The 19,668-nt window shown below is 75.9% G+C and carries 17 protein-coding genes; 10 read left to right on the forward strand and 7 right to left on the reverse strand.

Annotation, left to right across the window (positions count from 1 at the left end; translation table 11 throughout):
• Positions 1–215 precede the first annotated feature (215 nt).
• From RDI86_RS13190 to RDI86_RS13205, 4 genes are all read right to left on the reverse strand, one after another.
• Complete coding sequence (locus RDI86_RS13190; protein ID WP_308821562.1) at positions 216–1,187, reverse strand: alpha/beta hydrolase; 972 nt, start codon at positions 1,185–1,187, stop codon at positions 216–218.
• Positions 1,184–2,143 (reverse strand): zinc-binding dehydrogenase, encoded by a 960-nt coding sequence (locus tag RDI86_RS13195; protein WP_061269467.1) that lies wholly within the window; start codon positions 2,141–2,143, stop codon positions 1,184–1,186. The genes RDI86_RS13190 and RDI86_RS13195 overlap by 4 nt, the downstream gene beginning before the upstream one ends.
• An 86-nt stretch (positions 2,144–2,229) precedes the next feature.
• Positions 2,230–3,489, reverse strand: coding sequence for a homoserine O-acetyltransferase (locus RDI86_RS13200; RefSeq protein WP_374990536.1), 1,260 nt, complete (start codon positions 3,487–3,489; stop codon positions 2,230–2,232).
• A gap of 79 nt (positions 3,490–3,568) precedes the next feature.
• Complete coding sequence (locus RDI86_RS13205; RefSeq protein ID WP_308821563.1) at positions 3,569–4,912, reverse strand: bifunctional o-acetylhomoserine/o-acetylserine sulfhydrylase; 1,344 nt, start codon at positions 4,910–4,912, stop codon at positions 3,569–3,571.
• A gap of 345 nt (positions 4,913–5,257) precedes the next feature.
• Here RDI86_RS13205 and RDI86_RS13210 point away from each other — a divergent pair, with 345 nt between their 5' ends.
• A complete protein-coding gene (locus RDI86_RS13210) occupies positions 5,258–6,661 on the forward strand; it encodes a C40 family peptidase (protein WP_308821564.1) in 1,404 nt (467 codons plus the stop codon).
• Between the two features lie 71 nt (positions 6,662–6,732).
• On the opposite strand, the gene RDI86_RS13215 is transcribed toward RDI86_RS13210, so the two are convergent.
• Entirely contained in the window at positions 6,733–7,236 is a 504-nt protein-coding gene (locus tag RDI86_RS13215) for an inorganic diphosphatase (protein ID WP_034655165.1), read from the reverse strand.
• 261 nt (positions 7,237–7,497) lie between these two features.
• Between RDI86_RS13215 and dacB the strand changes: the two genes are divergently transcribed.
• Positions 7,498–8,910: a D-alanyl-D-alanine carboxypeptidase/D-alanyl-D-alanine-endopeptidase gene (gene dacB / locus RDI86_RS13220; protein WP_061269268.1), complete on the forward strand. Its 1,413-nt coding sequence runs from the start codon at positions 7,498–7,500 to the stop codon at positions 8,908–8,910.
• A 34-nt stretch (positions 8,911–8,944) separates the two neighbouring features.
• On the opposite strand, the gene RDI86_RS13225 is transcribed toward dacB, so the two are convergent.
• Positions 8,945–9,367 carry a PIN domain-containing protein gene (locus RDI86_RS13225; RefSeq protein ID WP_009863887.1) on the reverse strand — a complete coding sequence of 141 codons (423 nt, stop codon included), beginning with the start codon at positions 9,365–9,367 and terminating at the stop codon, positions 8,945–8,947.
• Positions 9,364–9,597: a type II toxin-antitoxin system VapB family antitoxin gene (vapB, locus tag RDI86_RS13230; RefSeq protein ID WP_009863886.1), complete on the reverse strand. Its 234-nt coding sequence runs from the start codon at positions 9,595–9,597 to the stop codon at positions 9,364–9,366. The genes RDI86_RS13225 and vapB overlap by 4 nt, the downstream gene beginning before the upstream one ends.
• A gap of 85 nt (positions 9,598–9,682) precedes the next feature.
• On the opposite strand from vapB, the gene RDI86_RS13235 reads away from it, so the two are divergent.
• The 8 genes from RDI86_RS13235 to RDI86_RS13270 all read left to right on the forward strand — a co-directional run bounded on the left by RDI86_RS13235 (position 9,683) and on the right by RDI86_RS13270 (position 19,627).
• Positions 9,683–10,810, forward strand: a complete 1,128-nt coding sequence (locus RDI86_RS13235; RefSeq protein ID WP_232322706.1) for a zinc-dependent metalloprotease — start codon at positions 9,683–9,685, stop codon at positions 10,808–10,810.
• 3 nt (positions 10,811–10,813) lie between these two features.
• Positions 10,814–11,896 carry a tRNA lysidine(34) synthetase TilS gene (gene tilS / locus RDI86_RS13240; protein ID WP_308821565.1) on the forward strand — a complete coding sequence of 361 codons (1,083 nt, stop codon included), beginning with the start codon at positions 10,814–10,816 and terminating at the stop codon, positions 11,894–11,896.
• Between the two features lie 5 nt (positions 11,897–11,901).
• Complete coding sequence (gene hpt / locus RDI86_RS13245) at positions 11,902–12,456, forward strand: hypoxanthine phosphoribosyltransferase (RefSeq protein ID WP_021479810.1); 555 nt, start codon at positions 11,902–11,904, stop codon at positions 12,454–12,456.
• Positions 12,457–12,634: 178 nt separating this feature from the next.
• Positions 12,635–14,737: an ATP-dependent zinc metalloprotease FtsH gene (ftsH, locus tag RDI86_RS13250; RefSeq protein ID WP_043659730.1), complete on the forward strand. Its 2,103-nt coding sequence runs from the start codon at positions 12,635–12,637 to the stop codon at positions 14,735–14,737.
• Positions 14,737–15,390, forward strand: coding sequence for a GTP cyclohydrolase I FolE (gene folE / locus RDI86_RS13255; protein WP_308821566.1), 654 nt, complete (start codon positions 14,737–14,739; stop codon positions 15,388–15,390). Before ftsH ends, folE begins: the two co-directional genes overlap by 1 nt.
• Positions 15,391–15,454: 64 nt before the next feature.
• Positions 15,455–16,342, forward strand: a complete 888-nt coding sequence (folP, locus tag RDI86_RS13260; protein ID WP_082774821.1) for a dihydropteroate synthase — start codon at positions 15,455–15,457, stop codon at positions 16,340–16,342.
• A gap of 121 nt (positions 16,343–16,463) precedes the next feature.
• Positions 16,464–19,109, forward strand: a complete 2,646-nt coding sequence (folK, locus tag RDI86_RS13265) for a 2-amino-4-hydroxy-6-hydroxymethyldihydropteridine diphosphokinase (protein WP_308821567.1) — start codon at positions 16,464–16,466, stop codon at positions 19,107–19,109.
• Positions 19,109–19,627 (forward strand): DUF3180 domain-containing protein, encoded by a 519-nt coding sequence (locus tag RDI86_RS13270; RefSeq protein ID WP_061269263.1) that lies wholly within the window; start codon positions 19,109–19,111, stop codon positions 19,625–19,627. The genes folK and RDI86_RS13270 overlap by 1 nt, the downstream gene beginning before the upstream one ends.
• The last annotated feature ends 41 nt before the right edge of the window (positions 19,628–19,668 follow it).

The following is a 19,668-nucleotide window of genomic DNA, read 5'->3' on the forward strand; positions in this document are numbered from 1 at the left end:
CCTTCAGCGCCGATGGTACTGCCCTGGAGACGGGGTGGGAGAGTAGGACGCCGCCGGACAACCCTTCACCGAAGGCCCACCCCACACGGGGTGGGCCTTCGGCATTTCCGCATGCCCCCTCACCACGCGACGGACGCGCCGGTGCCTGCACGTCCTGGGACGTCGTCGGCCCGCACGGACGGGCGAACGAGGATGTGAGAGCGGACGAGTGTCGCTCAGGACCAGCCGTACGCCGCCGACCACCGAACGATCTCCGCGTAGAAGCGTGCCCGGGGCTCCGGTGCCGAGAGCGACAGGTCGTGCATGCCGCCAGGGATACGTACCAGGGTGACGACGCTACCCAGGTGCGAGGCCCGGCGGGCGAGCGGCTCGACGTCGAGCACGATGTCTGCGGCGCGCATGTCCTCCGTCCACCGCGTGCTGAACAGCGACCTCTCGGCGAGCAGCACGAGCACGGGGCAGTCGATCGCCAGGCCGGCCGCGACGCGCGCGTGGCCGGAGATGATCGCGCGCAGCCATCCCGCGCGGACGGGGAACGACGGGACGGGGCGCCACGCGTCGTCGATGGTCCACGTGCCGTCCTCCCGGTCCCGGAGCGTCCGGGCGTAGTAGCCGGGATCGACGTTGGGGAGCGGGGCACGGGGCTGGAAGCGGGCGAGCTGGCGGATCGCGGGGCCGGAGACGGTCCGCGCGACCGACGACCCCTGCAGCTCCAGCCACGGGCTGTTGAGCACCAGGCCACGCACGACGCCGGGGTGCCGGTGCGCCCACAGCGCCGCGACGAGACCGCCGGTCGAGTGCCCCATGAGCATGATCGCGACGTGCGCCCCGAGGTCCTCCCGCACGACGTCCAGCGCGGCGGCGATGTCGGCGTCGTACTCCTCGAGGTGGTCCGCGTACCCGGGGGTCTGGTGCGGGCGCAGGCTGCGACCGTACTTGCGCAGGTCGACGGCGTAGAACGCCGCGCCGAGGCCGTGCCAGGTCTGGGCGAGCTCGGTCTGGAAGAAGTAGTCGCTCCAGCCGTGGAGGTAGAGCACCGCGCGCGCGGGGCGCAGGGGCTCGTCCGTCGGCGGGACGTGCCGGACGACCGTGACGACGACGTCGCCCTCGTCGTCGGGCTCCAGCTCGACGGTGCGCTGCTCGAACTCTGCCCCGAGCACGTCGGGGGCCCAGGCCGCGGACGTCACGGCGTGAGCACCACCTTGCCGAAGTGGTCGCCGGCCGCGAGCCGCGCGAGGCCGTCGCGCGCGCGGTCGAGGGGGAGCACCTGGTCGACGACGGGGCGCACCTCGCTCCGTGCGAGGAACCGCAGGAGCGCGGCGAGGTCGTCGCGCGAGCCCATGGTCACGCCCTGCACGCGGATCTCGTGGAAGAACACGCGTGTGAGCTCGGCGGGCGACGCGTCGCCGCTCGTGGCGCCCGCCACGACGACGGTGCCGCCCGGTCGCACGGACCGCAGCGAGTGGCTCCACGTGGCCTGCCCGACCGTCTCGACGACGACGTCGACGGGCGCGGGCAGGCGGGCGCCGGGCTCGAACGTCGCCGCCGCCCCGAGGCGGGCCGCTCCGGCGCGCTTCGCCGCGGAGCGGGAGGTCACCCACGTCTCGAGCCCCGCGGCGGCGCCGAGCGCGACGGCCGCCGTCGCGACCCCGCCGCCCGCGCCCTGCACGAGGACGCGGTCCCCGGGGGCGGCGCCACCGGCGGTGAAGAGCATGCGGTAGGCCGTGAGCCACGCCGTCGGGACGCACGCGGCCTCGACGAAGGTCAGCTCGGGCGGCTTGGGGACGAGGTTGTGGGTCGGGACGGCGACGCGCTCCGCGAGCGTGCCCGGGTACCGCTCGGACAGCAGGGATCGACGCTCGGTGGGCCCGACACCGTGCCCGTCCGCACCGACCACGGCGTGCACGACGACCTCGGAGCCGTCGGGGGCGACGCCCGCGGCGTCGGTCCCGAGGATCATGGGCAGGCGGTCGGCGGGCAGCCCGACGCCGCGCAGCGACCAGAGGTCGTGGTGGTTGAGCGACGCGGCGCGCACGTCGACCGTGGTCCAGTGCTCGCGGGACGCGGGCTCGGGGCGGTCCCCGACGACGAGGCCGGCCAGGGGGTCGTCGGGGTCGGTGCGGTCGGCGTAGGCGGCGAGCATGGGACCAACCTACGGTCCGGCCCGTCCTCCGACCACGGGGCCCGCTCGGGAGGATCCCCCCAGGACCTGCCTCGACGGGGAGTGCGTCAGTCGCGCACGCGCGCCCGCTCGCCGAGGAAGTCGGCGACGATCGGTCCGAGCTGGTCGAACTCGATGAGGAAGCCGTCGTGCCCGAAGTCGCTCGTGAGCGTCCGCAGGGGCTCGGCGCCGGGGATGCCGGCGGCGATGCGCGCGCAGTCGGCGGGGAGGAACAGCCGGTCCGTGTCGACGGCGACGACGAGCGCGTGCGCGGTGATCTGCGCGAGCGCCGCCTCGACGCCACCGCGGTCGCGCCCGAGGTCGTGCGTGAGCATCGACTCGGTGAGCACGACGTACGAGTTCGCGTCGAACCGCCGCGCGAGCTTGTCCCCGTGGTGGTCGAGGTAGGACTGCACGGCGTAGCGGCCGTCGGTGAACGGGTCCTCGCCGCCCTGCGGCAGCCGGCCGAAGCGGTCGTCGAGCTCGCGCGCGGACCGGTAGGTCGCGTGCGCGATCTGCCGGGCGATGCCGAGCCCGACGTGCGGGCCGTCGCCGTCCGCGGCGTCGTAGTAGTCGCCGCCGCGGAAGCCCGGGTCGGCGCGGACAGCGCCGAGCTGCGGGTGGGCCCAGGCGATCTGGTCGCCCGTGGTCTGGGCGGCGGTCGCGATCGCGGCGAGCGAGACGACGTCGACCCCGGCCTCGGGCCCGAGGAGCGCCCACTCCAGCACGCGGTGCCCGCCCATCGAGGCGCCGACGACGAACGCCCACGAGGTGACGCCGAGCGTCCGGGCGAGCTCGATCTCGACCGCGACCTGGTCGCGCGTCGTGACGCGCGGGAACCGGCTGCCCCACGGGCGGCCGTCGGGCGCGGTCGACGCCGGTCCGGTGGTGCCCTGGCAGCCGCCGAGCACGTTGGGCGCGACGACGAACCAGCGGTCGGTGTCGATCGGGGCGCCGGGCCCGACGAGCGACTCCCACCAGCCCGCGGTGACGTGCCCCGGGCCGGCGGGGCCGCTCACGTGCGAGTCGCCGGTGAGGGCGTGCAGCACGAGGACGGCGTTCGACCCGTCGGGCGCGAGCGTGCCCCACGTCTCGTACGCGACCCGGACGTCGGGCAGGCGGGCGCCGGACTCGAGGTCGAACGTGCCGACGTCGGCGAAGCGTCGCCGGCCCGCCGGGTCGCCCTCGCGCCACGCCCCGGTCGCCGGCACCGGGGCCTTGACCCGCGCGCGCGACGGCGCCACGCCGTGCGTCGACGAGTCACCCGGCCGCGCGCCGGAGCGGGCGTCGGGGGCGGGGGAGAGGAGCTCGTCGTTCACCGGGGTCACCGTCGGCCACTGTACGGCCGGGGCGCCCAGGGCGCCCCGGCTGTCCAGATCCGTCATCGCCGCGCCCGTCGTCGGCCGGTCAGGAGCCCAGCGCCGACTTGGCGGCGGTGAACCCGAGCTCGAGGTCGGCGAGGATGTCGTCGACGTGCTCGATGCCGACCGCGAGGCGGACCAGGCCCGGCGTCACGCCGGACTTCGCCTGCTCCTCGGGGCTGAGCTGGGCGTGCGTCGTCGACGCCGGGTGGATGACGAGCGACCGGACGTCGCCGATGTTCGCCACGTTCGAGTGGAGCTGCAGCGCGGAGACGAACGCCTGCCCGGCCTCGCTGCCGCCGTCGAGCTCGAACGCGAGGACCGCGCCCGCGCCGCGCGGCAGGTACTTCTGCGCGTTCGCGTGCCACGGGCTCGAGGGCAGGCCCGCGTAGTGGACGGTCCGGACGTCGTCGCGCGCCTCGAGCCACTCGGCGACCTTCTGCGCGTTGGCGACGTGGCGCTCGACGCGGAGCGACAGCGTCTCGATGCCCTGCGCGATGAGGAACGCGTTGAAGGGCGAGATCGCCGAGCCCAGGTCGCGCAGGAGCTGGACGCGCGCCTTGAGCACGTACGCGAGGTTGGCACCGAGGATGCCGCCCACGCCGAGGTCGCGCGCGTAGACGAGACCGTTGTACGAGGGGTCGGGCGTGTTGTAGTTCGGGAACCGCTCCGGGTGCGCCGCGTAGTCGAACGTGCCGCCGTCGACGATCACGCCGCCGATCGCGGAGCCGTGGCCGCCGAGGTACTTCGTCGCGGAGTGCACGACGACGTCCGCCCCGTGCTCGAGCGGGCGCAGCAGGTAGGGCGTGGCGACCGTGTTGTCGACGATCAGCGGGACACCGACCTCGTGCGCGACCGCCGCGACGGCCTCGATGTCGAGGACGTCGGCCTGCGGGTTCGGGATCGTCTCGCCGAAGAACAGCTTGGTGTTCGGGCGCACGGCGTCGCGCCAGGCCTGCGGGTCGTGCGGGTCGGCGACGAACGTCGTCTCGACTCCGAGCTTGGCGAGCGAGTACTGCAGGAGGTTGTAGGTGCCGCCGTACAGGCTCGGGGAGGCGACGACGTGGTCGCCCGCCTCGGCGACGTTGAGGATCGCGAACGTCGTCGCGGCCTGCCCGGACGCGAGGAGCAGCGCGCCGACGCCGCCCTCGAGCGAGGCGATGCGGTTCTCCACGACCTCCTGCGTCGGGTTGCCGATGCGCGTGTAGATCGGGCCGAGGTCCTTGAGCGCGAACCGGTCGGCTGCGACCGAGGCGTCCGGGAAGACGAACGACGTGGTCTGGTAGATCGGGAGCGCGCGGGCGCCGGTCGTCGGGTCGGCGGTCTGGCCGGCGTGGACCTGGCGCGTCTCGAAGGACCAGGCGGGGGCGGTGTCGGTGTCGGTGCTCATGGTTGCTCTCCTGCGGGTGGGGTGGGACGGCGGCGTGAGGGTGCACCGGGGCGGGTGCGGCGGGGACGGGGTCGTCGACCGCGGCGAGAGGCGCACGCGGGACGGGATGCCGCGGCGAGGGCGTCGTCGACGACGGCTCGCGGGCAGGCGAACGTGCGCTCGGGTCAGCGACACATTCGACGGGACATGAGGCCGAGGCTAGGCGCGTCGTCGGCAACCCGGTAGGCCCTTCTCAGCATGCGAGACCACATTGTGAGAAGTCCGCGACTGCTCGGATCGCGCGAAGCGGGCGTCCCGGGCAGACTCGTGCGAGTGCTGTCAACGAGACACGCCGAGGAGGGGTTGATGAACCGCGTGACCCGGAGCGCGCCGTGCCGTCGTGTCGCCGTGGCGGGGGCCGCCGGAGCGCTCGTGCTCGCGCTCGGCGTGGGCCTCGCCCCGACCGCGTCGTCCGCGCCGTCGGACGACGACGTGCGCGCCGCGCGCGAGGCCGCCGACGGCGCGTCACGGGACGTGGCGACGGTCGAGCGGGAGCTCGCGGCGCTGCGCGACCGGCACGCGTCCGCGGTCGCGGCCGTCGAGACGGCGGCGGAGGAGTACGCCGCGGCGCAGGGCGAGCTCGAGGCCGCCGACGCGGAGGTGCGCGACGCCCAGGCGGCGCTCGCGACGGCCCGGTCGGGCGAGTCCGACGCGCGGGCCTCCGTCGGCGCCCTCTTCCGCGCGTCACGCCAGGGCTCGACGGAGCTCGACGCGCTGCGGACGGTCCTGGACGCGGACGGCGTCGAGCAGGTCGTCGCGCGCGAGAACGCCGAGCGCGTCGCGGGCCGCACCGCCGGCCGTGCGGTCGAGACGCACGCGACGGCGCGCGCCGTCGCCGGGACGGCCCGCGCGCGGGCCGACGCGGCGCTCGCGCACCAGGCCGAGGTCGAGGACCGCGCGCGCGACGCGCTGGCCGCCGCCCAGGTCTCCTCCGGGGCGCTCGACGAGGCCGTGCAGGAGTCCGCGGCGCGCCGGGAGACGCTGCTCGCCGAGCTCGCGCAGGCCCGGGCCACGAGCGTCGACGTCGAGCGGGAGCGCCAGGACGCGCTCGACGCGCAGGCCGCGAGCGCGCGCGAGAGCGCGGCCCGGGAGCGGGTCGCGCCGCCCGCTGCGGGGACGCCGGCGGCGGCGCCGTCCGCCCCGTCCGCCCCGGCCGCCCCGGCCGCGCCGTCCGCCCCGGCCGCGCAGAACCCGGCTCCCGTCCCGGCACCGGCACCGGCTCCGGCCCCCGCTCCCGCCCCGGCGCCGGCTCCCGCCCCAGCGCCTGCCCCGGCTCCGGCGCCTCCGCCTGCTCCCGCCCCGCCGCCCGTGGTCACGCCGCCGCCCGGCACGGGCGTGGGGAACGGCGCCCAGGGTCAGGCCGCCGTCGCGTGGGCGCGCACGAAGATCGGCGCGCCGTACGTGTTCGGCGGCACCGGGCCGGGCTACGACTGCTCGGGCCTCACGTCCCGCGCGTGGGCCGCCGCGGGCGTCGACATCACCCGGACGTCGCGCTCGCAGTACCAGCGCGTGCAGAAGATCTCCTACGACCGGCTCCGGCCCGGCGACCTCATCTTCTACGCCAACGACACGTCGAACCCGTCGACCATCCGCCACGTCGCGATGTACACCGGCGGCGGGATGATGATCGAGGCGCGGCAGCCCGGCAGCCCCGTGCACGAGGTCGCGATGCGCTGGGCCGACGCGATGCCGTACGCGGGCCGACCGTAGCCCGCGACGCGCGACGGCGGCCGCCCACCTCGTGAGGTGGACGGCCGCCGTCGTACGGGGGGACGAGCCGGTCAGTGGCCCGGCGTGTGGTACCCGGAGTCGATGGCGCGCTGCAGGGAGCGCTCGATCTCGGCCTCGGCGTCGGCGCGGCCGACCCAGTGCGCGCCCTCGACGGACTTGCCGGGCTCCAGGTCTTTGTAGACCTCGAAGAAGTGCTGGATCTCCAGGCGGTGGAAGTCGGACACGTCGTCGATGTCCTGGCGCCACGCGGCACGCTGGTCGCCCGTCGGGACGCACAGCACCTTGTCGTCGCCGCCGGCCTCGTCGCGCATGCGGAACATGCCTAGCGCGCGGCAGCGGATCAGGCAGCCCGGGAACGTGGGCTCCTCGAGCAGCACGAGGGCGTCCAGCGGGTCGCCGTCCTCGCCGAGCGTCCCCTCGATGAACCCGTAGTCGTCGGGGTAGCGGGTCGAGGTGAAGAGCATGCGGTCGAGGCGGATGCGACCGGTCGCGTGGTCCACCTCGTACTTGTTGCGCTGCCCCTTGGGGATCTCGATCGTGACGTCGAACTCCACTGCTTCCTCCAGTCGTACCGGCACCGCGGCGCTCGGGCGGTGGCTGGTGTCGGATGATCGACGGACGACGCCGTCGTGCGGGAACTAGTGTGACACGGGACGTCCGCCCACAAGAGTCCGTACGGCCCTGGGCGGGCGACGCCGTGAGTGATAATGCGCACGTGCCCGCGGGCCCGGGGGGCGGGTCGGGCGACCGGCGACCGGTCGGGACGGGCACGAGGACGACGCGCCCCGGCGGCCGGGGCGGACCGAGGGAGAGGTATGGGCTGGGCGACGCGCACGGGCGTGGCCGTCGGCGTGGTGCTCGCGCTCGCGGGCGGGTACGCCGTGGCGGACGCGTACGACGTCGTCCCCGGCGTGCTGACGCTCGAGCCGCCCGTCCCGGAGCCGCCGCCGTTCCCGCAGGCGCCGGGTGCGGCCGCCGCCCCGCCGCTCGAGGTGGAGCTGCCGGCGCTCGACGACGCGGCGCCCGTCCCCGCGACCGGCGCGGTGCAGGCGCTCGTGGACGGGCTCGTCGCGGACACGCGGCTCGGCCCGCGCGTGGGCGTCCTCGTGACCGACGCGGTGACGGGCGACGTGCTGGGCGCCGCCGGCGAGAGCGTGGGGCACGTCCCGGCGTCGACCCTCAAGACGTTCACCGCCGCGGCGGCGCTCACCTCGCCGGGAGCGCACACCACGCTGCCCACCCGGGCCGTCCTCGAGGGGCAGGAGACGGTGTACCTCGTGGGCGGGGGCGACATGATGCTCGCGGCGGGTGCCGGGGACCCGACGGCGGTCAACGGCCGGGCCGGGCTCGGCGACCTGGCCGCGCAGGTCGCGGGCGAGCTGCGGCTGACGGGACGCACGACGATCTCGCTGCGCCTCGACGACACGCTGTTCACCGGGCCCGCGGTCGCGCCGACCGTCGACCCGGCCAGCGTGCGCAACGGCTACGTCGCGCCCGTCGCGGCGCTCGCGGTGAACATCGCGCGCCTCACCGACGAGGAGTACGCGCCGCGCGCGGAGGACCCGGCCCTCGCCGCGGCCGACGCGTTCGTGGCCGCGCTCGCGCAGGAGGGCGTCACCGTCTCCGGGGACGTCGTGCGAGCGCCGGCGCCGAGCGAGGGTCGCACGGTGGGCGAGGTGGAGTCCGCCCCGCTCGGCGACGTCGTCGCGTACCTGCTCCAGCACTCGGACAACACCATCACCGAGGTCGTCGGCCGGGTCGTCGCGCTCGACGCGGGCCTGCCCGGCTCGGGTGCCGGCGCGACCCAGGCCGTGCGGGCGGCGGTCGAGGGCCTCGGCGTCGACCTCACGGGCGCGACGCTCGCGGACCTGTCCGGGCTCGGCGACGGCTCCGTCGTCACGCCCGCACAGCTCGACGAGGTCGTGGGCCTCCTGGCCGACCCTGCGCACCCGCGGCTGCGGCCCGGCGCGGTGGGCCTGCCCGTCGCGGGGCTGTCCGGGACGCTCGACGAGCGCTACCTCGCCAACGCGGGCCGCGGCGTCGTGCGCGCGAAGACCGGCAGCCTGCCGAACGTCACGTCGCTCGCCGGGACGGTCGTCACCGCGGACGACCGCCTCCTCGTGTTCTCCCTCATGGCCGACGCCGTCCCGGACGGCGGCACCTACGGCGCGCGCCTGATCCTCGACGACTTCGTCGCGTCGCTCGCGGAGTGCGGCTGCAGCGCCTGACGGGCCGCGCCACGTCTGGGGGAGGGCTCCCGGTTCAGGGGCCGTGCGTCGCGTCCGCCAGCCAGTCCTCGACCTCGAGGCCGGGCACGCGGGAGAACTCGCGGACGTTGTTGGTCACCAGCACGAGCCCGAGCGACCGGGCGTGCCCGGCGAGGAGCGCGTCGTACGGGCCGACAGGGGTGCCGCGGGCCGCGAGGACGGCGCGGACCCTGCCGGCGTGCATCGCCGCCAGGCTGTCGAAGGGCAGCACGTCGACGAGCGACAGCAGCTCGTCGACCGCCTGCCGGTTGCGGGCCGGGTCCTGCGAGCGCTCCACGCCGTACTCCAGCTCCATCTCGCTCGCGGTCGAGACGGCGACGCGCCCCTCTGCCTCGCGCAGCCTCGGACGCGCGGCCGCGCCGTGCCCGCGGAGGAGGGCGACGAGCACGTTCGTGTCGAGCAGGTAGAGGGTGCTCACAGGGCCTCGCGCTCGTCCGCGGTGCCCTGGTCGCGGTCGGCGAGGAAGCCGGGACCGACGCGCAGGCCGTGCTCGAACCACTCGTCCCACCCGGAGCCGGCCGGGGTGATGACCCGTGACCGGCCGATGGCCCGGACGTCCACCTCCCGGACGTCGTCGGGCAGCGCGACCGCCTTGGGCAGCCGGACCGCCTGCGTCCTGTTGCTGCGGAACACCGTCGTGCGCACCATGCCGACCTCCCGTTGTATATCCCGAGAGTATATCCTCCGGGCGTCCTCGAACCCGTCGGCCGGGCGAGCGGGTTACCGTGGGCCGGTGACTCTCGTCGAGCAGGACGGCCGACCCCACGGCCCGTCGCGCGGCGACCGGTCGGTCGTCGACTGGTCCGCCGCCGCGCAGATCGCCGGGCGCCTCGCGCGCCCGGGGCCCCAGGCGTCGCGCGCCGAGCTGGCCGACCTCGTCGAGGGGCTGCGCACCGCGGCGGGGGAGGCCGTCCCGCACGTGCTCGACGTGACCCGCATGACGCCCGTCGCGGGGACCCCGGAGACGCTGGGCACGGTGCACGTCGTGGACCGGCCCCGCTGGGCGCGCGCCAACACCGAGATCATGGCGTCGCTCACCACGGGCGTCACCGAGGCGCTCGTGGGGGAGAGCGGGCGCGTGCCGCAGGCGACCGCCCTCGTCGGCGCGGCGCAGGTCGGCTCGGTCCTCGCGGTCCTCTCGAGCCGCGTCCTCGGCCAGTTCGACCCGTACAGCGGGCAGGCCGCGGCAGGGGCGGGCCCCGGCCGGCTCGTGCTCGTCGCGCCCAACGTGCTCCAGGTCGAGCGCGCGCTCGACCTGCGGCCCGCCGACTTCCGCCTCTGGGTGTGCCTGCACGAGCAGACGCACGCCCTCCAGTTCGCGGCGGCGCCGTGGCTCGCGGACCACCTGCGCACGCGCGCGGGCGACCTCCTCACCGAGCTCTCCGCGTCGTCGCGACGCCTCGCCGAGGCCCGCCTGCGCGACAAGCTCGTCGCGGTGGGGCGCGCCGTCCTGCACGCGGTGCGCGGCGAGGGCACGACCCTCCTCGACGGCCTCCTCACGCCCGAGGAGCAGGACCGGCTCGCCGACGTCACGGCCGTCATGGCGCTCCTGGAAGGCCACGCGGACGTCGCGATGGACGCCGTCGGGCCCCGCACCGTGCGCACCGTGCGCAGCATCCGGCGCAAGTTCGACGCGCGGCGCGACGGCGAGGGCAGCTCCGGCCTCGACGTGGTGCTGCGGCGCCTGCTCGGCATGGACGCCAAGATCGCCCAGTACCGCGACGGGGCGGCGTTCGTCCGCGCCGTCGAGAAGGACGTCGGGCGCGACGGCTTCAACGCCGTGTGGGCCTCCCCGGAGAACCTGCCCACGGCCCGCGAGATCGCCGACGCGCGCGCCTGGGTGCGCCGCGTGCACGGCTGAGCCGTGGGCGGTCCGGCGCCGGTCGTCGCCGCCGCGCGCCACGCCGTGCGCGGCGTGCTCGCCGACCTTCCCCCGGGGGCGACGGTGCTCGTCGCCTGCTCCGGCGGCGCCGACTCGACGGCGCTCGCGGCCGCCACCGCGTTCGTGGCGCCGCGCCTCGGGCTGCGGGCGGGCGCCGTCGTCGTGGACCACGGGCTCCAGGACGGCAGCGCCGCCGTCGCGGCGGCCGCCGCCGAGCGGTGCCGCGACCTGGGGCTCGACCCGGTGGAGGTGCGCCGCGTCGTCGTCCCGACGGCGGGCGACGGCCCGGAGGCCCACGCCCGGACGGCCCGGTACGCCGCGCTCGACGACGTCGCGGCGGCCCACGGCGCCGGCGCGGTGCTCCTGGGCCACACGCTCGACGACCAGGCCGAGACGGTGCTGCTCGGCCTCGCCCGCGGGGCGGGGGCGCGCTCGCTCGCGGGCATGGCGCCGCGGCGCGGGGCGTACCGGCGCCCGTTCCTCGCCCTGCGGCGCACGCAGACCGAGGCGGTGTGCCGCACGCTCGGGCTCGACTGGTGGGACGACCCCACGAACACGGGCGCGCCGCTGCGCTCGCAGGTCCGCGGGCGGGTCGTGCCGGTGCTCGTCGACGTCCTCGGCCCGGGCGCGGTGCCCGCGCTCGCGCGCAGCGCCGACCTCCTGCGCGACGACGCCGACCTCCTCGACGCGCTCGCGGCCGACCTCCTCGCGGCGGCCCTCGTCCCACCCGGCGCGGACCCCGCCCCCGGCGCGGACCTCGGCCCCGGCGGGGGAGCGGCGTCCCGCGCGACGGTCGTGCTCGACGTCGGCCCGCTCGCCGCCGCGCACCCGGCGCTGCGGCGTCGTGCGCTGCGGTCCGCGGCGCTGCGCGCGGGGTGCCCGGGGAGCGACCTGTTCGCCGTCCACGTCGACGCGCTCGACGCGCTCGTCACCGCGTGGCGCGGCCAGGGCCCGGTGCACCTCCCGGGCGACCGCAGGGCGTCGCGCGCGTGTGGCAGGCTTTCCCTGGGCCCGGGGCCAACGCGCCGGGCCGGCACCTCCCCCCTCCCCCCAGCTCAGGAGTGACCCCCGTGGAAGCATCGGACGTCGCAGGCGACCTCGAGAACATCCTGCTCACCGAGGACCAGCTCGGTGCGCGGCTCGACGAGATCGCCGCGCAGATCGACCGTGACTACGCGGGCAAGGACCTCCTGCTCGTCGGCGTGCTCAAGGGCGCCGTCATGGTCATGGCGGACCTGGCGCGCCGCCTGCACAGCCACGTCGAGATGGACTGGATGGCCGTGTCGTCGTACGGCTCGGGCACCAAGTCGTCGGGCGTCGTGCGCATCCTCAAGGACCTCGACGCGGACCTCACCGGCCGCAACGTGCTCATCGTCGAGGACATCATCGACTCGGGCCTCACGCTCTCGTGGCTGCTGTCGAACCTCCGCTCGCGCGGCCCGGCGTCGGTCGAGATCGCGGCGATGCTCCGCAAGCCCGACGCGGCGAAGACCGAGGTCGACGTGCGCTACGTCGGCTTCGACATCCCCAACGAGTTCGTCGTGGGCTACGGCCTCGACTACGCGGAGAAGTACCGCAACCTGCCGTTCGTCGGGACGCTCGCGCCGCACGTCTACTCGAGCTGAGCCGGGCGGCGGCGGGCCACGAGCCCGCCCGGACCGCCCAGGGAGCTGCTCAGGAAGTACGGACCACGCCCTGGGCGAACAGGGGGAAGATCCCCAGCAGGCGCCAAGGTCCAGAGTGTAGTTTCGAGCCCGAACACTTGCGCGAGCGGAGGGATCCGGGGCGCACGCCCCGTCGCCGATGAACATCAAGAAGATTCTCAGTGGGCCGATCGTCTGGATCGTCCTGGGCCTCGTGATCCTGTGGATCGCGTTCGCGACGTTGTCGCGCCCCACGGTCCAGCGCATCGACACGTCCGCGGGCCTCGAGCTGCTCTCGGGCGACACGGTCGAGCAGGCTCTCATCGTGGACGGCGACCAGCGCGTGCGTCTCACGCTGTCCGAGGACTACGTGGCCGACGAGGGCACGGACACCGAGGAGAACAAGGGCAAGAACGTCGAGTTCTACTACGTCCAGCCGCAGGGCGAGGCGGTCGTCGACGCCGTCGTCGCCGCGGAGCCGAAGGACGGGTACAACTCCGAGGTCGCGCAGCCCTCGTTCTGGTCCTCGCTGCTCGGGCTGCTCATCCCGTTCCTCATCATCGGCGTGCTGTTCTGGTTCCTGCTGTCGCGCATGCAGGGCGGCGGCTCGCGCGTCATGGGCTTCGGCAAGTCGCGCGCCAAGCTCGTCTCGAAGGACACCCCGCAGGTGACGTTCGCGGACGTCGCGGGCGCCGACGAGGCGGTCGAGGAGCTCCACGAGATCAAGGAGTTCCTCTCCGACTCGGAGAAGTTCCAGGCCGTCGGCGCGAAGATCCCCAAGGGCGTCCTGCTCTACGGCCCTCCCGGCACGGGCAAGACGCTGCTCGCGCGCGCCGTCGCCGGCGAGGCGGGCGTGCCGTTCTACTCGATCTCCGGCTCGGACTTCGTCGAGATGTTCGTCGGCGTCGGCGCGAGCCGTGTCCGCGACCTGTTCAACCAGGCCAAGGAGAACTCGCCCGCGATCATCTTCGTCGACGAGATCGACGCCGTCGGCCGCCACCGCGGCGCCGGCATGGGCGGCGGACACGACGAGCGCGAGCAGACGCTCAACCAGCTCCTCGTGGAGATGGACGGCTTCGACGTCAAGACGAACGTCATCCTCATCGCCGCGACCAACCGCCCCGACATCCTCGACCCGGCGCTCCTGCGCCCGGGCCGCTTCGACCGCCAGATCGCGGTCGAGGCGCCCGACCTCAAGGGTCGCGAGGCGATCCTGCGGGTGCACGCGGCGGGCAAGCCGATCGTTCCCGAGATCGACCTGGCGGCCGTCGCGCGTCGCACGCCCGGCTTCACCGGTGCCGACCTCGCGAACGTGCTCAACGAGGCGGCGCTCCTCACCGCCCGCAGCGGGGCGCAGCTCATCGACGACCGGGCGCTCGACGAGGCGATCGACCGCGTGATCGCCGGTCCGCAGAAGCGCACGCGCGTCATGAACGTCAAGGAGCAGAAGATCACCGCGTACCACGAGGGCGGCCACGCCCTCGTCGCGGCGGCCATGCGCTACACGGACCCCGTCACGAAGGTGACGATCCTTCCGCGCGGCCGGGCCCTCGGGTACACGATGGTCATGCCGACCGAGGACAAGTACTCCACGACGCGCAACGAGCTGCTCGACCAGCTCGCGTACGCGATGGGCGGCCGCGTCGCCGAGGAGCTCGTGTTCCACGACCCGACGACGGGCGCCTCGAACGACATCGAGAAGGCGACCGCCATCGCGCGGAAGATGGTCACCGAGTACGGCATGAGCGAGCGCGTCGGCGCGATCAAGCTCGGCTCCGGCTCGGGCGAGCCGTTCCTCGGCCGCGACATGGGCCACCAGCGCGACTACTCGGAGTCGGTCGCGGGCACGGTGGACCACGAGGTCCGCAAGCTCGTCGAGGCCGCGCACGACGAGGCGTGGGAGGTGCTCACGCAGTACCGCGACGTGCTCGACGCCCTCGTGCTCGAGCTCCTCGAGAAGGAGACGCTGAACCAGGCCGAGCTCGCGCGCGTGTTCTCCCCCGTCGAGAAGCGCGCCCCGCGCGACGTCTGGCTCTCGAGCGAGCAGCGGGCCGTCTCCCAGCGCGGGCCCGTGCTCACCGACGCCGAGAAGGCGGCACAGAACGGCGCGCCCGTGATCCCGCAGGACGAGGCCGCGGCCGCGAACGACGAGCTCCCCCCGGAGCGGATCGGCGAGGTGCCCGCGGACAGCCCGCTGGACCGCGCGCTCGGCCGCGACACGACCACGGACGTCACGGACGTGCGCGAGCCGGGGCAGGACTGATGGGCACCCCCACGGACGCCTCGGCGGGCACGGGAGCGATCACGCCGGCCCGGTCGGCGGAGGGCCTGCGCGCCCCCGCGGACGTCCCGCCGTACGACCAGGACCGCGCGGAGGCCGCCGTCCGCGAGCTGCTGCTCGCCGTCGGCGAGGACCCGGAGCGCGAGGGGCTGCGCGAGACGCCGGCCCGCGTGGCGCGCGCGTACCGCGAGATCTTCGCGGGCCTGCGCCAGGAGGCCGCGGACGTCCTGACGACGACCTTCGACCTCGGCCACGAGGAGATGGTGCTCGTCAAGGACATCGAGGTGTACTCGACGTGCGAGCACCACCTCGTGCCCTTCCACGGCGTCGCGCACGTCGGGTACATCCCCAACGTGGACGGCCGCATCACGGGCCTGTCGAAGCTCGCGCGCCTCGTCGAGGTGTACGCGCGCCGCCCGCAGGTGCAGGAGCGGCTCACGTCGCAGGTCGCGGACGCGCTCGTGGAGCACCTCAAGCCGCGCGGCGCGATCGTCGTCGTCGAGTGCGAGCACCTGTGCATGTCGATGCGCGGCGTGCGCAAGCCCGGCGCGCGCACCGTCACGTCGGCGGTGCGGGGCCAGATGCGAGACGGCGCGACGCGGGCCGAGGCGATGAGCCTCATCCTGGGGCGCTAGGCCCGTGGACCGGTTCGTGGTCGCGGGGCTCGAGGAGCTCGCGGACGTCGGACGCACGCTCGTCATGGGCGTCGTCAACGTCACGCCCGACTCGTTCTCCGACGGCGGCGAGTGGTTCGAGCCGGACGCCGCGATCGCCCACGGGCGCGAGCTGCTGGGCGAGGGCGCGGACATCCTCGACGTCGGCGGGGAGTCGACCCGCCCCGGGGCGGGCCGGGTGCCCGTCGAGGCGGAGCTCGCGCGCGTGCTCCCCGTGATCTCCGCGCTCGCGGCCGAGGGGGCGGTCGTCAGCGTCGACACGACGCGCGCGGTCGTCGCGGAGCGCGCGGTCGCGGCGGGCGCCCGGCTCGTCAACGACGTCTCCGGCGGTCTCGCCGACCCGGCGATGGCCGACGTCGTCGCGCGCACGGGCGTCGCCTACGTCTGCATGCACTGGCGCGGGCACGCTGACGTCATGGACGACCTCGAGGACTACGACGACGTCGTCACGGACGTGCGCGACGAGCTTGCCGCGCGCGTGGACGTGCTCCTCGCGGCGGGCGTGCGGCGCGAGCAGGTCGTGCTCGACCCGGGTCTCGGTTTCTCGAAGGCCGGGTCGTCGAACTGGCCGCTGCTCGCGCGCCTGCGCGAGCTCGAGGCGCTGGGCCTGCCCGTCCTCGTGGGCGCGTCCCGCAAGCGGTTCCTCGGGCACCTCCTCGCGCGCTCCGACGGGCGGCCCGTCCCGCCGCTCCTGCGCGACGACGCGACCGCCGCGGTCACGACCCTCGCCGCGGCGTCGGGCGCGTGGTGCGTGCGGGTCCACGCGGTCCGGGCGTCCGCCGACGCCGTGCGGGTCGCCGCCGCCTGGGGCCGGGCCCGCGACGAGGTCGTGGGTCCCGGGGACGGCGCCGCGGCGGAGCCGACGGATCGACCGAGGGCCGGGAGCGACTCGACGGCGCGGCCCACGACCTAGCAGGATGGGCGAGGGGCCCCGCGGCGCGGGGCGGCCCGGCGCAGCACGACACACGCAACGAGACACGGTGACGACGACCCGCCCCCGTGGGCGACGACGCAGCACCGGACGGGAGCACGACGTGACCACAGCGTTCGCAGGAGCGGTCCTCGACGCGGACGGACGGCCGTTCGACCGGATCCGCCTCACGGGCCTGAGCGCGACGGGCCACCACGGCGTCTTCGAGCACGAGAAGGCGCAGGGCCAGCTCTTCCGGGCCGACGTCGTGCTCCACCTCGACACGCGCGCCGCCGCGAGCGGCGACGACCTGTCCCGGACGGTCAGCTACGCGGGCGTCGCCGAGGACGTCGTCGCGGTCCTCGCCGGATCGCCCGCCGACCTCGTCGAGACCGTCGCCGAGCGCATCGCCGCGACGATCCTCACGCACGACGACGTCGTCGCGGTCGACGTCGCGGTGCACAAGCCGCAGGCGCCGATCACGGTCCCGTTCGAGGACGTCGAGGTCGTCATCCGTCGCGACCGCGTGGTCGTCCCCGTCGTCGCGCCGCTGTCGCGCCGCGGGGAGCAGGGGTCGCGCGACGCGCAGCCCGTCGGGCCGATCCCGGTCGGATCGGTCGCCCCCGCGCTCATCCACGGCGTCGGCGACGTCCCCGCGCCCGACGACCGGACCCCGCTCGCCCCCGCGCCCGAGGTCATGCCGCCCAGCATCCTCCCGGGCTCGGCCGGTGCCCCGGGCGAGGACGCGCGGACCTCGGCCGAGCCCGGTGCGACGGCGGCCGGGTCCCCGGAGGACGCGCTCGACGCGACCCGCGAGGCGCCCGCCGTCCGGGACGACGCCGTCCCCGGCGACGCCCGTCCCGAGCAGCAGACCCACGTGGAGGCACCGTACGGCGAGGCGCCGTACGGGGAGGCGCCGTACGCGGAGCCCCCGCACGACGACGTCGACGAGCCGGCGCACGACGACGCGGCACCGCACCCGCAGCAGGCGGCGTCGTACGACGAGCTCGTCGCGGGGTCGGTGGCCGCGGCCGGCCCCGCCGAGCACGTGCTGCACCACGACGCGCCGCCGGTCGCGCCCGGCGCGCCGTCGGGCGAGCAGCAGACCGTCCCCGGCGACGCCGCGCCCGTCGAGCGCGCCGCTCCCGAGGCCGAGCCCCTGCCGTACGGCGCCGCGGCCGAGCCCGCCCCGGCGCGCGACGAGGCCCACGGCGGGGCGCACGACGCCGCGGAGGTGGCCGCGCCCGTCGAGCACGACCGGATGGACGACGTGCCCGCCGGGTTCGTCGAGGTCGTGCTCGCGCTGGGCGCGAACCTGGGCGACGCCCAGCAGACGCTGCGCGACGCGATCACGGACCTCGACCGGATCTCCGGTCTCGAGATCACGGAGGTCTCGCCGCTGGCCCGGACGGAGGCCGTGGGCGGCCCCGACCAGCCGGACTACCTCAACACCGTCCTCCTCGCGCGCACGCGCCTGTCGGCGCGCGACCTGCTGCACGCGTGCCAGGCGGTCGAGCAGGCGCACGGCCGGGTGCGCGACGAGCGCTGGGGTCCCCGCACGCTCGACGTCGACCTCGTCGTCTACGGCACGCTGACGGCCGTCGCCGACGACCTGGAGCTGCCGCACCCCCGCGCGCACGAGCGGGCGTTCGTGCTCGAGCCGTGGTCGCAGATCGATCCGGACGCGGTGCTCCCGGGCCTCGGGGGCGGTCCGGTCGCGGCCCTCGCCGCGACCGCGCCCGACCGCGGCGGCATCCGGTGGCTCGCGCTCGACTGGCTGACGGACCCTGCTCCGGACCCGACGGGCGCCGTGCCCGTCACCACGGGCAGCACGGACGCCGCGCCGCCGCCCGCGCCCGTCGACGTGCCCGACCCCTACCAGCAGGCGCACACCGGTCCCGTCGCCCCGTACGACGGTCCCGTGACGCCCGGCGGCGACGTGCCTGCCCCCGACGGCGCGCCGGCACCGCAGCACCCGGCACCGCAGCAGTCGGCACCGCAGCAGTCGGCACCGCAGCAGCCCGTGCCGCCGCACGAGGCGCACCCGGCGCCGCAGCAGCCGCTCGCGCAGGAGCCCCTCGCACAGCAGCCCGCGGCCCCGCAGCAGCCCGCGCCGCAGCAGCCGCCGCACGTCCGGCAGGCGGAGCCGCCGCAGCCGCTCGCACCGGAGCCCGCGCCCCCGGCCGCTCCGCCGCAGGCCGCGGTCGTGCCGCAGCCGGCCGGTCTCCCGCAGACCGTGACGCCGAGCGAGGCGCTCCCGGCACGGCCGGTCTTCGCGCCCGTCTCCGAGGGCGTCGCGCCCGAGGGGGCGGCCCTGCCGATCGTCCCCGACGGCTCGTTCGACCCGCGCGAGGACGCAGGCGTCCCCGTCGCCCCGTTCCCCGGGCCGTCGAACCGGCCGCCGTCGCACCCCGTGCCGTCGTCGCCCGACGCCGGGCACGCCCCGGACGCCGGGCCCGCCCCGGCTCAGGACGCGGCGCGCTTCCCCGAGCACGGCGCACCCGCGCACCCGGTCTTCCCGCCGGTCCACGCGCCCGAGCCCGTGCCGGCCGCGCCGCAGCAGCCGTCCGCGCAGCCCGCGCACCCGCAGCCGCCCGCGGACGCCGCGTCGTCCGGTGACGACATCATCCGGTCGGTGCCGTTCGCGCCGGTCTCGAGCGGTGGACCGGCGTCTGCCCCCGGCCCGCTCGCGGACGCGGGGCTCCCGGCGAACGACCCGTGGCCGCCGTTCGGGCCGGTGTCCGGCGACGGTCGCGACGACGAGCGCTGATGCGGCGCACCTCCGTCCGCACCCTGCTGCTCGTGGCGGTCGCGACCGCCGTCGGCGGGTGGTTCGTCGTGCGCCTGCTCCAGAGCCGCGGCACGCTCCTGCCGGCGGTGCCGTGGATCGTGGACGTCACCGTCCTCGCGCTCGCGGCGGCGGTGTTCTGGGCGGGCTGGACGGTGCGCGCGTACCAGCAGGGCAAGCGTCCGTCGCTCGACGCGATCCGTGCGGCGCGCACGTTCGTCCTCGCGAAGGCGGCCGCGCTCACGGGCGCGCTGCTGACGGGCTGGTACGGCGCGCAGGTGCTCGCCGCCCTGCCCGACCTCTCGATCGACGCGTTCCGCGACCGGGCCCTCGCGGCCGGGGCGGCCGCCGCGTGCGCGGTGGTGCTGGCCGTCGTCGGGCTCGTGGCCGAGCGGTTCTGCCAGCTCCCGCCCGACGACCGCGGCGAGGGCCGGGAGGGCCGCGAGGGCTCGGTGACGCGCGAGGACCCGGAGACTCCGGGCGCGGGCACGCCCGCCTGAGACGCGCCCTCCGCCCCGGCCTGCGCACGACCCGGTCCGCA

Source organism: Cellulosimicrobium sp. XJ-DQ-B-000, from assembly GCF_031119065.1.
Lineage (GTDB): Bacteria > Actinomycetota > Actinomycetes > Actinomycetales > Cellulomonadaceae > Cellulosimicrobium > Cellulosimicrobium funkei.